The sequence below is a fragment of the Empedobacter sp. UBA3239 genome, from assembly GCF_002362875.1.
GTDB classification, from domain to species: Bacteria; Bacteroidota; Bacteroidia; order Flavobacteriales; family Weeksellaceae; genus Empedobacter; species Empedobacter falsenii_B.
The window spans coordinates 14,358-27,516 of sequence record NZ_DEVJ01000069.1; the positions used below are offsets into that span (position 1 = coordinate 14,358).

Genomic DNA, 13,159 nt, shown 5'->3' on the forward strand with positions numbered 1-13,159 from the left:
TTTTTTTATCATCTAAAATTGAAGTAATATTGCATAGAATTTATCTATTTCAACTACTAAAATGCCTCGTAAAAAGAAAACACAACAATCTATTTTTAATACATTAAAAAAAATCAAACTTTCGACTTATGTGATTAGTTTACTGATTTTGTGCGTTGTTTATTTTACGTATCGTTATCGTCATGGTATTCATTACTATTTTTCGGTTGTAGAAAAATCATTGAAAGGCGAAAAATTGGTTGATGGTAAAGTTACAAAATTTGATATCCGAAATATTGAGGTGATGGATAAGTATTATCTCAAAGCTTTTGGTGTTGATGTTTCGCATTATCAAGGAAAAATTGATTGGACGAAAATGCATACGATTTACAATTTGTATCCGATAAATTTTGCTTTTATCCGTTCTACAATGGGAACTTCGTCTATTGATGAGACTTTTGAGGATAATTGGGAAGGTGCGAAAAAGAATAATATTTTGCGTGGCGCTTATCATTTTTATCGTCCAGACGAAAATTCGACTTTACAAGCACAGAATTTTATTGCAAAAGTAAAATTAGAAAATGGTGATTTGCCTCCAGTTTTGGATATTGAAACCTTACCGAGAACACAATCTATGGATCGTTTGGTGGAAGGAATCAAGAATTGGTGCAAAATTGTTGAAGAGCATTACGATATCAAACCGATTATTTATACGTCGGACAAATATTTCGAAGATTATTTACAAAACCATTTTGATGGTTATATTATCTGGATTGCCAATTACAATTTTTGGGTGCAAGAAATGAAAGGTCATTGGGATTTCTGGCAATTTACCGAAAAAGCAACCATAGATGGTGTAAAACGTTATAAAGTTGATGTGAATATCTACAACGGAACCATTGATGATTTGGAAGGATTGACGCTTTAGTTCTCTGAATAAAACTTCTTGTAATCCTCGTGATAAGCACTATCCCAATTTATTTTAGAAAAAAAATCTTCGGAAGTATTTTTAAACTTAGCATCAGCTACCAAACGCTCGCGCGTTGAAAGTGGACGGTAAATATAACGTAATTTAGTATTTATCAAATAATTTCTTAATTTTTGAAGCTCTTTACTTTTAATTGAATCTTTATTTACGCCTAAAACATTTGTTACTCTTTTATCAGATTTTACAATCTCATTTTCTAAATTCTTTACCAAATCTAATATTGATTTATCATTTAATTTTACCAAATCTTTCTTAGTCACTTTAAATAACTCCGTTATTTTTTTATCATTAGAATTTTGTAACGCTTCAGTTCCACACATGTTATCTTAAGGAAACTTATTATCATAAAAATATCTAACAGAATCGTTGTAAAAAATAAATTGATAATCAGAAAAAGGGATAAAAATCAAATCAGGTTTTACAGAATGCTCTTCAAAACTTTTTTCTAAATCCTTCTCATACTTTCTATAAGAAAACGAAGAATCTGCATTCATTCCCATTGCCAACATCTCTTGATGAATAGAATCTTGATGTAATTTATCGCGTTCTTCTTGCGATAATCCTCGCTCACAACTCAACAAACCAAATCCTAAAAGTAAAAAGTAAACAATAGATTTCATTGCTAATTATTTTCTTAAAGATAACAAAAAAGCGAATCAATTGATTCGCTTTCCTTTATTTTAAAACCTTTACTTCTTTCAATCTTAATATTTTATTCTAAGGTTACTTTTCGAATAGGTTTGATGAAAAATGCAATTAAAATTACGATTAAAATTGTCATTGTTCCGCCAAAAATAATTCCAGGAACTAATCCTAAAAATGTTGCAGCAATCCCACTTTCTAAAGCTCCTAATTCGTTTGAAGAACTCACAAATATTGAATTGACAGATGAAACACGACCTTTCAAATTTTCGGGCGTTTTAATTTGTAAAATACTTTGACGAATCACCATCGAAATTGCATCAAAAGCACCTCCAAACATCAAAATCACAAAACATAAATACAGATTTTGACTAAATCCGAAAGATATAATGCAAATACCAAACATTGCGACTGCTCCCAATAATTTTGGTCCAACATTTCCTTTTAATAAACTTGGAATCATCGACAAGAAAAACATCATTATAATCGATCCAATTCCATGCGCTGAACGTAATAAACCAAAAGCTTCAGAACCTTGATTCAATACTTTTTCAACGAAAGCTGGTAACAACGATTCTGCTCCACCAAAGAAAACCGCAAACATATCCAAACTCAAAACAGCTAATATAATTGGCGTTCCCCAAATAAATCTCAAACCTTCTTTGATACGTGTCATTGGCGATTCTGTCGATTCTGATTCTGATATTTCTGCTGGTTTTTTAGAAATTAATAATATCATCACCATCGAAATACACATAATTGTAAAAGCGGTTATCAAAGCGGCTTCAATACTAAATTTTGCTAAAATAACTCCTCCTGCCAAAGGCCCTAAAACTGATCCAATCATAAATGCAGAAGACGAAAGCGGAATTGCTTTTGTGTAGTTTTCTTTACGGACAACTAAGGCTAAAAGAGCAAATAAAGCTGGTCCGCTAAAGGATCTTGTCAATCCTAAAATGAAAAATGCAAAATAACAGATTCCCAAATAAACAGGAATTCCGATTGCTTCTCTAACAGACGGAAAGTTAACAATCATCAACACAAAAGAAGCGGTCATAAAACAACCAATACTTCGTACCAAGATCATCCGTTTATCCAATTTATCGACCAATTGTCCCGCATAAAAAGCAGTTAAAAGAATTGGTAAAAACTCGGCTAAACCAATTAATCCAAGAAAAATTTCTTTCTGAGTGACTTTAAAAATTTCGTACGCAACAGACGTACTCTGAATGAATAAAGCAAAGATTAAAGAAAACCTTAAAAATATGAATGGAATAAATTCTTTATTTTTCCAAACGGATGGAATTTTCTCCTCTGATGTCATTTTGTAATTTGAATTTTAAGTTTTTAAATGTACATTGATTTTATTCAAAACTACCTTGATTTTGGATAATAAATTTGTATAAAATCAAAAAAATCTTCGTGTATTTCTACCCGAAGATTTTTGAAAGTTTATGATGTATTTTATTGTTTAATTTAAGCGAATTGTAATTGTTTTTTCTCCTCTAATTGAAGACGATATTCGTAAATGTCCTCAATTGTCAAAACTGTCATTTCATGTTTTTCGGCAAAATCTATAATTTGAGGAACTTTCGCCATTGTACCATCAACATTTGTCAATTCGCATAAAACTGCTTCATTTCCCAAATCTGCCAATTTCAAAATATCAATGCTTCCTTCCGTATGTCCTCGTCGCTCCATAACGCCTTTTGGACGAGCAATTAAAGGAAAAACATGTCCAGGACGATTAAGATCAGTCGGTTTTGCTTGAGGATGAATTGCCGTTTTTATCGTTTGTACACGATCCGCAGCAGAAACACCAGTTGTTACACCTTCTTTTGCCTCAATCGTAACTGTAAATGCTGTATGAAAACGCGAATTGTTATTCTCAACCATCGGATTTAACTCCAACTCATTTGCTTTATCTTTCGAAATACACAGACAAACAATTCCGCTACATTCGCGAATCAATAAAGCCATATCTGGTGCTGTAATGGTGGAAGCAGGAAAAATGATATCACCTTCGTTTTCGCGGTTTTCATCATCAATTAATAAAATTCCTTTTCCGTTTTGTAGATCTTTAATTGCATTTGCAATTCTTTCATTGGCTGTTGAGCCAAATTGTGTGATTGTTTTCATTTGATTTTTGTTTTATCATGAAACATCACTTCAGGGCGAAACACATTGTTAAGTAATAAGTTCAAAGATGTGCGTCATGAGTTTTTTACTCAGAACTTAACTCTTATCACTCATGACTTTCTGTTGTGTTCAATTTTCTTCTCTCATCCAGACTATACTGTCGGTTTTGGAGTTTCACCAAATCAGTCCCATAACAAAGTTAAAGGAGTCGCGGACTATAACCGCCGGTAAGGAATTTCGCCTTGCCCCGAAGAAAATTTCGTTTGTTAATACTAATTTTTTATTTGAAAAATTACCATAAACTTTCGTGGACAAAGTTACAAAACCAAAATGAGTTATTTATAATGAATAAAGATTATTTTGTTTACTATCAATAAAAACCATATCTTTATTAAAACACTAATCAAATGAAAAACAAAGCATTAAAAATAGTTCTGAAAGTTGGTTATTACGCTTTATGCGGATATTTAGTTGGATTATTAATTTCTTATATCTCACCAACTGGAACAAGCCAAAACGCACCCTTTAAGTGTATAGCTGGATCAATGACTTTTTTATTTTTTAAAGATTATATCATTCCATATTACAGAAGTCAAATTCAACAAAAATAGACTTTACAAATATTTCTCAACAATCGGTTTTATTTGATTTGCGATAAATTGATATCCTTTTTCATTTGGATGAATACCATCTTTTGAAAGAAATTCTTCTTTAGTTGAATTAAAACGTGAGAAAATATCAATAAATTCTATTTGATTTTGAAGTGCTAATTCTTTTAGCTTTTGATTGTATAATTCAATTTTTTGAGTCGTACGAAATTTACGATCTGGAATTTTTATTCCATCTACTTTTTTAGAAATTGGTAAAATACTTATCACATAAATGTTAGGTGTAAATTCTTTTGCTTGAGAAATTACTTCAAAAAGATTTGATTCAAAATTAGCGAATGAAACCAATTCTAAATCATTTCTTTCAGCTAAATCATTTGCGCCATAAAAAAAGAAAACTAAATTTTCGTCAGGAGAAAGACGTGCTTTTGTCTCAACTTCAAATCGGTTCATTAAACCTTCCGTTGTCTCACCTCCTATTCCGAGATTAAAACAATTGACTTCATTTGCATTGTTGTTATAAAATTCTGTATGACAATAACGTTTCAAAATTTCTACATAACCTCCCAAAACTCCGTCATATTCTCCGTAGAATACTATCACCAAAAAATAAGCAGTTTGTCATCATCATCTAAAACAACACTTTATCCTCTTTTCTTAATTCCTCCAAATAAGCAGCTTTTTCGTCTCGATAAAATAAATTCATTGTTTCGAATGGAATTAATTTCAACTCTTTGTTGACGATATGTACGCAAGATTTTTTTACGGCGCGAACATCAAAATCATGTGCATCCATAAAATTCATAATGATTATTCGGAACAAATTATCGTAATCTAAATCCAATTCGGGCGCACAAACTTCTGGCAAACAACAAAGTAATTGATTCACTTTTGGTTGCACTTTATCAACAGAAATTCCTGTACTAAAAATGTCTAATAATTGTACTTTCAATTGTTCATCTTGTTCGTAGACAATTGTATTTTTAGATTCGTTATTCAACAAATCCGCAGGATTTATATAACGTGTAAGCGGAATTACCTCATCATTCAATTTCAGCATATAACCCATCGCCAAAGCATCTGGATTACACGGAACCGGAATAATATCATCTGAATTAAAAAGTGGATATTGATCAATAATTTCTTGACGAACTTCTGTCAATGTAATTTTTTCGTGAGAAGAATCTTCTCTATTTCTTCCCGCAATTTCGACAGGTTGAAACGTCACGCCACGCACACATTTTTGTTTGAGCGCAAAATCAATAATCTTCCCAATTTCATCAATATTTTTATCTTTTTGAAGAACAACAACCAAAGTTGTAGAAAGATTTAATTCATTCAATTTTTCTAAAGCTTTCATTCGAACATCTGTCAAATCTTTTCCTCGAAAATCTTCTAAAACTTCTTTTTTAAATGAATCAAATTGTAAATAAACTTCAAATTCGGGTGCATAAGTCGCTAATTTTTCGGCAAAACCTGAATCATTAGCAATTCTAATTCCGTTTGTATTCAACATCAAGTGTTTAATCGGTTTTGATTTTGCAATTTCCATAATCTCAAAAAATTGTGGATGAATTGTTGGCTCTCCGCCACTAATTTGCACCACATCTGGCTCGCCTTCATTTTTTACAATTGTATCAAACATCGCTTCAATCTGCTCCAAACTACGATGAGAACCGTAATGTGGCGATGACATGGCATAACAAGTTGGACAAGTTAAATTGCATCGATCCGTCACCTCAACAATTGATAAACACGAATGTTGCTCGTGATCGACACACAAACCACAATCGTACGGACAACCATATTCGACATCCGTCCCAAAATGCAAAGGCATTTCCGAAGCTTTGTTATAATTTCTTATGTTTTTATAATAATCGACATCCGTTGCTATTTTTGTTTTGAAGAAACCATGATCTGGACAACATTTTGTCATAATAACATTCTCGTCCTCGATAATAATTTTTGCACCAACACGTTTTAAACATTCTGGACAAAGTGAAATTGTATAATCGTAATACGTATAATTTCTAACTGGCATAGTATGAGTTTTAAGTACTTAATATCCATCAAAAATAAGATAGATTAAAACTATAAATAATAAAAACAATCCTATAAGTGATCCAAAAAATAATATCACTAATCGTTGTATATTTATTTTTTTCTGAATTGATTGATAAATTAAACTAATAAGAGAAATAAGACCTGCACCAATAAATGCTACAAGTAATAAAAACAGAACAATATCATCTGTATGAATAAATTGTTGCACAAAAATAACTGCTAACATTGGCTAGGTTTTACATTCCACCACAAACCATTCCCGAAATAACTAGCGTAATCAACGCACATACTCCAAAAACCATGAGATAGTGTTTTGATTCTTTTTTATGTCCAGAAATTGAGTTAATAATTAGTGAAATTAATGTACCAACAGCACCACCAATAATTGCTATCACTAACAAAATCGCAATGATAATATAAATAAAATCACTTCCAAGACCGCCTTCTGCAAAAATAACTGCGTAGATCATTTTATGTATTTAGGTTGAGTTTGTAATAACTGAAAGATATAATAAAAAATAACACCAACACAAGTAATTTGAATAGAACTTAAACCTAAAAAAATTGGATGAATTGGCTTGATAAAATCTAAACAAAGACGAAATAAAAAATAAACCAGCATAAAGACTTGAAAGAGATAACCAGATGGATAAATATATTTTTTCTGAATAATCTTCAAAACTATCCAAAGCAAAAGAAGGTAAACAATTTCGTACAACGCAACGGGATGACGCAACAATCCATCGCCCAAATCCATTCCGAAAATAGATGTTGTTTCTATTCCATATGTTTGTTCATAAATGCCTGTTAAAAAGCAACCAATTCGTCCAATTATCATCGCTAAAATCAAAGGAAAAGTAATCAAATCTCCTGTACTTTCTTTGTGACCAATTATCTTTTTTGTGAGTTCTACACCAATTAAACCAAAGGTTAAACCACCTATGATTGTGTTACTTGTCCAGAAAACGAGAAAAGGATTTTTTGCATCCAAAAGAGCTTGCGGATTTTCTAATGTTCCAATTATTTTAGATCCCAAAAGTGCACCAATTAAAGCGCCTATAATTATACTAAACGATTGTATTGTCGATAAACTTGATTTATTTCGTTTTCGTAGAAATTCATAATAACGCATCGCAATAAAAATTCCGACCGATTCGAGAATAGGATGAACTAAGACTGAGTGTCCAAAAATTTCAATGGATACAGGAAAATCTATTATCACAAATTAATTAGGTTTTGAGTAAAAGTAATTGATTTTATAGAAATAAAAAAAGCGATGTTAAACATCGCTTTTCGTTTATATTTTGAAAATTTTCTTATCTAAATTTTGAAAAATCTCTTGGACGTTTTTCTAAGAATGCATTACGACCTTCTACAGCCTCTTCTGTACCATATGCAAAACGTGTGGTTTCACCAGCAAAAATTTGTTGTCCAACTAAACCATCATCTACCAAATTGAATGCATATTTCAACATTTTAATTGCTGTTGGCGATTTTGTTAAAATCTCTTGTGCCCAATCAAAAGCAACTTGTTCTAACTCGTCATGCGGAACAACTAAATTCACCATTCCCATGTCGTAAGCCTCTTGTGCAGAATAATTCAATCCTAAGAAAAAGATTTCACGCGCACGTTTTTGACCAACTTGTTTCGCCAAATAAGCCGAACCATAACCACCATCAAATGAAGCTACATCAGCATCTGTTTGTTTGAAAATTGCGTGCTCTTTAGAAGCCAATGTCATATCACAAACCACGTGCAAAGAATGTCCTCCACCTACTGCCCAACCGTTTACTACAGCCACAACAACTTTAGTCGAAAAACGAATCAAACGCTGAACTTCTAAAATATTCAAACGTCCAACACCATCTTGTCCTTCATAACCTTTTGCACCACGAACACGTTGATCTCCTCCAGAACAGAAAGCCCAACCACCGTCTTTTGCAGATGGTCCTTCTCCTGTCAATAAAATTACACCAACTTCACGGTCTTCTTCTGCTAATTGAAAAGCATCTAATAATTCGAAAACAGTTTTTGGACGAAATGCATTACGAACTTCAGGACGATTAAACGCAATACGCATTACACCATCACATTTCTTGAACGTGATATCTTCGTACTCCTTTACCGTTTGCCAATTGATTGTTGCCATTATATATTTTGTTTTTTGATTAAAAATTTAACTTTTCGAAATTAAGGCTTTTCTATTAATTAAGAATAAAGTTAATAAAACTATAAGTTATTTTTTAATTTGATTTCACTAACAAGTCTCCTATTGTTTTTGATTTCAGCTCTGTTTCTCGCCATTCATTTTCCGGAATAGAATCGGGCATTATACCTCCTCCTACATATAAATTGACTTTATTCGAAAAGATTTTCGCGCAGCGAAGATTAACGAAATATTCTGATTCTGTTTTATTTTGATAGCCCATAAAACCTGCATAAAAAGTACGATCATATCCTTCATTTTTTAGGATGAAATCTTTTGACAAATCTTTTGGCATTCCTCCTACAGCAGGCGTTGGATGCAAGGCTTTCAACAAGTCATACAGCTGAGATTTGTCTTTTAATTGAGCTGAAATAAATGATTTCAAATGTTCAAAAAATCCTGCATTTACCGAAAATGGTCCGTCCACCTCAATGTAAGAAGTATAAGGTTCTAAAGTAGATGAAATATAATCAGTTACTACTTGTTGTTCGTGATATTCTTTCTCTGTCCATTCATCTTCTTTTGCTTTTGTTCCAGCTAAAGAAACAGTTTGTATAAATTGATTATTTTCTTTCAATAAAAGCTCTGGCGAAGCTCCAATCCAACAACCTTCTTCTGTATCAAATCGCAAATACACATAGGCATTTGGATAATGTTGATGTAAATTTTTAAAAGTTTCAACTAAATTAATATTCGTTTCTGGAAGTGAATTGATTCGACTAATTACAATTTTTTTAGTTGGTGAATCACTTTGTAATTCTTCAACTGTTTTTTGAATTAAATCAATATAATTTTCATACGAAATTGCTTCATTTTTGTTTGATTCTGGTAAAGAAAGTTCAAAATTTGGTAATTCATTTATTCCAATATCTATAACCTCATTATCATTAAATTCAACCAATTTTGTATTATCGAAACTATTACAAATAAACTTGTTATCCGATTCAAAATCTTTATTTTCCCACAACTCCACTTGTGTAGAATTTGGTTTTCTAAAAAGAAGAAAAGGTTCTTGATTCTGAATTAATCTTTCAAGTTTATCTTGAAATTTTTTAAACATGTTTTTTAGAAATAATAGCGTTTGTTAAATGTGTATAACAGATTAATTTATCGTTTTCATCTTTGATTTCAATCTTAATCAAATGCGAAGTAAGACCTTGTTTTACGACTGTTGCATGCCCAAAAATTGTTCCTTCCTTTTTTGGACGAAGATGATTTGCGTCAACATGTTGACCAACCGCCACAAAATCATCCGAATTTAGAATAACATTAGACAAAGTACTTCCCAACGTTTCTGCCAAAACGATAGAAGCGCCGCCGTGCAACAAACCAAAAGGCTGATGAACTTTAGGCGTTACAGGCATTTTTCCTGATAAAAAATCTTCTCCAACTGCCGTAAATTCTATATCTAAAGTTTCAAGTAATGTATTTTTCGACATTTCGTTGAACTTCTGTAAAATATCTTGTTCGTTCATGATTTAATGTATTTTTGGGTTATAAAGTGCTGGATGTTTCGCCGTAACATCTTTGTAAAAATCTTGAATTTCATCCATCACATCTTCTAAAGTTCTGTTTTCTGTATCCACAATTTTTGAAATTCCAGCTCGTTTTTTCTTGAAATCACAATAAGCCAAAACAATCGGAACATCTGCTTTTTGTGCGATATAGAAAAATCCATTTTTCCATTTTTCTGCACGAGAACGTGTTCCTTCTGGTGTATTGATTAAATATAATTTATCTGATTTTTTCAAAATATCCGAAGCAAAATCAACCATATTATGTCGTTGAGAACGATCAATTCCGATTCCGCCCATTTTCTTGATAAAATATCCATACCAAGGCTTTGTCCAAGCATCTTTGATAAACATTTTCATTGGAATTCCCATTTGCCAAAAAGCCAAAATAGTGTAGTAAAAATCCCAATTAGAAGTGTGTGGAGCGCAAACCAAAACGCATTTATCTACTTTCGATAAATCAAGATGATTATCTAATTTCCAACTTCCTAATGAGTACAAAAGTTTACCTAAAAATTTTTTCATAAAATGATGCTTTATGCATTTGCAAACATACAAAACTCGAAACGGATATTAGTCAATGTAACCAAAAATAAAAAGAGACATCCCGAAATGAAATGTCTCTTTTTGAATATTATTAATTAAAATACTTCTTAAGTCTACGCAAAGAAATCAACGATTATTTGAATGATTTCTGTAGTTAATGTTAATAGAATCTGTATCATCTTTATAGTGTATTTCTTGGTTTGATTTTTCTTTTTTGTTTTCAGTTCTTGGTAAATTTAGTCCTACTGAACCGTCTTTACTTTCGACACGAATACCATTTTTATCAATTCTAACTCTCGCCGAATCGTTTCCGTCATTCAAATTTATGTTTACATCCTCTGAATCAAGATTAATATCGTCCTCAGAATCTGAATCTTTTTGACAATTCAAACATACGAATTTTTTTCCATTATACCCAATAAATTTATTCTTCAAATCATATAAATAATCTCGATCATTATCATTATTAATAATTGTCATTCGATCAGTGTTATTCGTGTGAATTAATTTATTCTTAGGAACATACAATTTGATATCAACCGTTTGATTTCTAAATTTACCATCTTTAGGAATTTTAATAAACTCATCTAAATAAAGTTTATTTCTATTTAATTCGTAATTATATCTAATTGCTTCTAAATTACGTTTTGCTTCTTCTTTACTTCCTCCTTTAGAAGAATAAGTTACTTGAACATGAAGTTTATCGTCTGTACTTTCTTCGATCTCAAAAATATCATCAATTGGTATAATTAAGTTTCCATTAGCATCAATTAATTGATCTAAATCGTTAAAAGTTTTGAACTTTAAATTGCCTTCATTATTTTCTCTAAAATAAACTTGTAACGTATCAGAAGGAATAACATAACTTTTTTCTTGAGTCATTTCAACTGAGTTTCTAAATTTACTTGCTGTACTTACCGAAATTCCGATGATTGCAAATAATGCAACAAACCAAAGAGCGATTGATCCAAAGATAACTGCTTTGCTTACTTTAACTTTACTCCAGAAACATTTTACACCTAAAATTGTCAATAAAACACCTGGAATTACCATTAATATTCCTCCAAATATTTTGGCTGCCATACTCATCCATTCTTCTTCTACAAGATAACCGAATAATTCTGTTGGCATTTCTGTCCAAGTTGTAAAGAAGAAAAAGAATCCTCCAATGATTAATCCAATTCCTGAACTTAGAATGATAAATCCGATGAACCAAAGTAAAATTCGACCAAAAACCCCAAAGGCTCCGCCTAATTTATTACTTAATTCTTTGCTTCCACTTACAACAGCTTCACTAGCTTGTTCTACGTTTTTTTTTAATGTATCAATGTTTGCTGGTTGTCCGTACATCTGTAACTTTTCTGATGTTGTTTTTGCTTTTGGAACAAAAATTAACAAGATAAAATAACAGAACACCACTAAGAAAAATGATACACCTGCTGTGAAAATTCCTAAAACTCCTAGAACTAACCAAATAGAACGTACAAACCAAGGATCAACGCCCATATAATGCGCCAAACCAGCAGATAATCCTGTTACAATTGTATCATCTGGATCGCGGTACAAACGTTTCGCACTTGTTTGTTGTCCTCCATACGATTGATTATTTGACGAATAATTGTATGATGAATTTGTAGACGTTCTTTCGTTCTCTTCATCTTCTTCAACTTTGTATTGATCTGGATGTCCCATCGTAGCAATTACAAAATTGATATCATCTTCGTTTACGACTTCTCTAAATTTTAATCGTTCACGAAATAATTCAGAAATACGGATTTCTACATCTTCAATAATATCTTCTACACCTTCCGTACCTCTCAAAGAAGTTTTTACATCTTGTAAATAGGTCTTTAATTTATTATAGGCGATTTCGTCTAACACGAAAGAAAATCCTCCTATACTTATTGATACTGTTTTATCCATTTTTGTGCGTTTCTGTGGTTACTTTATTCACGGCTTCAATTAACTGTTCCCAAGTTTCAGCTAATTCTTTTATAAAATTTTCACCTAACTCTGTAAGTGCATAATATTTGCGAGGTGGTCCTGACGTTGATTCTTCCCAGCGATACTGTAAAAGGTCATCATTTTTAAGTCTTGTCAAAAGCGGATATAATGTTCCTTCAACAACAATCATCTCTGCTTTTTTCAATTCGTCTATGATATCAGATGCATACGCATCTCCTTTTTTGATAATGCTGAGAATACAATATTCCAGTACACCTTTTCGCATCTGAACTTTTGTTTTCTCTATATTCATAAGAACGGCTTGTTTTATTTTGTTATACAAATATATATAAAAGTTTTAGTATTATGCAAAACAAAGTACTGAATTATTTTTAGTATTATAAATAAAAAAGACAACAATCGGTCTGTTTATCAAGATTTGTTGAATTAATATTTTTTTAAAGTTTTTTTTAGAAAATTTCTAAATCTCCAAAAAAAAGAACTTTTAAAGATGATTTTTACTAAATT

17 protein-coding genes and 1 riboswitch are annotated in these 13,159 nt (G+C 31.5%); of the genes, 2 read left to right on the forward strand and 15 right to left on the reverse strand.

The window, feature by feature from the left end; translation table 11 throughout:
- Positions 1-61 precede the first annotated feature (61 nt).
- Entirely contained in the window at positions 62-907 is an 846-nt protein-coding gene (locus B4G36_RS10555; protein WP_291063903.1) for a glycoside hydrolase family 25 protein, read from the forward strand.
- Here B4G36_RS10555 and B4G36_RS10560 read toward each other — a convergent pair.
- From B4G36_RS10560 to ribB, 4 genes are all read right to left on the reverse strand, one after another.
- Complete coding sequence (locus B4G36_RS10560) at positions 904-1,287, reverse strand: hypothetical protein (protein ID WP_291063905.1); 384 nt, start codon at positions 1,285-1,287, stop codon at positions 904-906. The two genes, B4G36_RS10555 and B4G36_RS10560, sit on opposite strands and share 4 nt — an antisense overlap.
- A 6-nt stretch (positions 1,288-1,293) precedes the next feature.
- The gene (locus B4G36_RS10565; RefSeq protein WP_291063907.1) at positions 1,294-1,587 is read right to left on the reverse strand and encodes a hypothetical protein; all 294 of its coding nucleotides are present in this window, start codon (positions 1,585-1,587) and stop codon (positions 1,294-1,296) included.
- Between the two features lie 92 nt (positions 1,588-1,679).
- Positions 1,680-2,933, reverse strand: coding sequence for an MFS transporter (locus B4G36_RS10570; protein ID WP_291063909.1), 1,254 nt, complete (start codon positions 2,931-2,933; stop codon positions 1,680-1,682).
- 152 nt (positions 2,934-3,085) lie between these two features.
- Positions 3,086-3,748 carry a 3,4-dihydroxy-2-butanone-4-phosphate synthase gene (gene ribB, locus B4G36_RS10575; RefSeq protein ID WP_291063911.1) on the reverse strand — a complete coding sequence of 221 codons (663 nt, stop codon included), beginning with the start codon at positions 3,746-3,748 and terminating at the stop codon, positions 3,086-3,088.
- Between the two features lie 131 nt (positions 3,749-3,879).
- Positions 3,880-4,007: riboswitch (FMN riboswitch) on the reverse strand.
- A gap of 148 nt (positions 4,008-4,155) precedes the next feature.
- On the opposite strand from ribB, the gene B4G36_RS10580 reads away from it, so the two are divergent.
- On the forward strand, positions 4,156-4,359 hold the full coding sequence (locus tag B4G36_RS10580) for a hypothetical protein (RefSeq protein WP_291063913.1): 204 nt from the start codon (positions 4,156-4,158) through the stop codon (positions 4,357-4,359).
- A 3-nt stretch (positions 4,360-4,362) separates the two neighbouring features.
- Here the strand turns inward: B4G36_RS10580 and B4G36_RS10585 are convergent, their stop codons facing one another.
- The 11 genes from B4G36_RS10585 to B4G36_RS10635 all read right to left on the reverse strand — a co-directional run bounded on the left by B4G36_RS10585 (position 4,363) and on the right by B4G36_RS10635 (position 12,944).
- Positions 4,363-4,959 (reverse strand): SGNH/GDSL hydrolase family protein, encoded by a 597-nt coding sequence (locus B4G36_RS10585; RefSeq protein ID WP_225540724.1) that lies wholly within the window; start codon positions 4,957-4,959, stop codon positions 4,363-4,365.
- A gap of 28 nt (positions 4,960-4,987) precedes the next feature.
- Positions 4,988-6,397 carry a radical SAM protein gene (locus B4G36_RS10590; RefSeq protein ID WP_291063915.1) on the reverse strand — a complete coding sequence of 470 codons (1,410 nt, stop codon included), beginning with the start codon at positions 6,395-6,397 and terminating at the stop codon, positions 4,988-4,990.
- An 18-nt stretch (positions 6,398-6,415) separates the two neighbouring features.
- Positions 6,416-6,646, reverse strand: a complete 231-nt coding sequence (locus tag B4G36_RS10595; protein ID WP_221854865.1) for a hypothetical protein — start codon at positions 6,644-6,646, stop codon at positions 6,416-6,418.
- A 10-nt stretch (positions 6,647-6,656) separates the two neighbouring features.
- Complete coding sequence (locus B4G36_RS10600) at positions 6,657-6,890, reverse strand: hypothetical protein (protein WP_221854863.1); 234 nt, start codon at positions 6,888-6,890, stop codon at positions 6,657-6,659.
- Positions 6,887-7,642, reverse strand: a complete 756-nt coding sequence (locus tag B4G36_RS10605; RefSeq protein WP_312192760.1) for a prolipoprotein diacylglyceryl transferase — start codon at positions 7,640-7,642, stop codon at positions 6,887-6,889. The genes B4G36_RS10600 and B4G36_RS10605 overlap by 4 nt, the downstream gene beginning before the upstream one ends.
- Positions 7,643-7,736: 94 nt before the next feature.
- Positions 7,737-8,570: a 1,4-dihydroxy-2-naphthoyl-CoA synthase gene (locus B4G36_RS10610; protein ID WP_114999699.1), complete on the reverse strand. Its 834-nt coding sequence runs from the start codon at positions 8,568-8,570 to the stop codon at positions 7,737-7,739.
- Positions 8,571-8,664: 94 nt separating this feature from the next.
- Positions 8,665-9,687 (reverse strand): isochorismate synthase, encoded by a 1,023-nt coding sequence (locus B4G36_RS10615; RefSeq protein ID WP_291063919.1) that lies wholly within the window; start codon positions 9,685-9,687, stop codon positions 8,665-8,667.
- On the reverse strand, positions 9,680-10,102 hold the full coding sequence (locus B4G36_RS10620; RefSeq protein ID WP_291063921.1) for a PaaI family thioesterase: 423 nt from the start codon (positions 10,100-10,102) through the stop codon (positions 9,680-9,682). The genes B4G36_RS10615 and B4G36_RS10620 overlap by 8 nt, the downstream gene beginning before the upstream one ends.
- Positions 10,103-10,105: 3 nt before the next feature.
- Positions 10,106-10,666 carry a 1-acyl-sn-glycerol-3-phosphate acyltransferase gene (locus tag B4G36_RS10625; protein WP_291063923.1) on the reverse strand — a complete coding sequence of 187 codons (561 nt, stop codon included), beginning with the start codon at positions 10,664-10,666 and terminating at the stop codon, positions 10,106-10,108.
- Positions 10,667-10,813: 147 nt separating this feature from the next.
- Positions 10,814-12,610, reverse strand: coding sequence for a PspC domain-containing protein (locus tag B4G36_RS10630; protein ID WP_291063925.1), 1,797 nt, complete (start codon positions 12,608-12,610; stop codon positions 10,814-10,816).
- The gene (locus B4G36_RS10635; RefSeq protein WP_291063927.1) at positions 12,603-12,944 is read right to left on the reverse strand and encodes a PadR family transcriptional regulator; all 342 of its coding nucleotides are present in this window, start codon (positions 12,942-12,944) and stop codon (positions 12,603-12,605) included. The genes B4G36_RS10630 and B4G36_RS10635 overlap by 8 nt, the downstream gene beginning before the upstream one ends.
- Positions 12,945-13,159 lie beyond the last annotated feature (215 nt).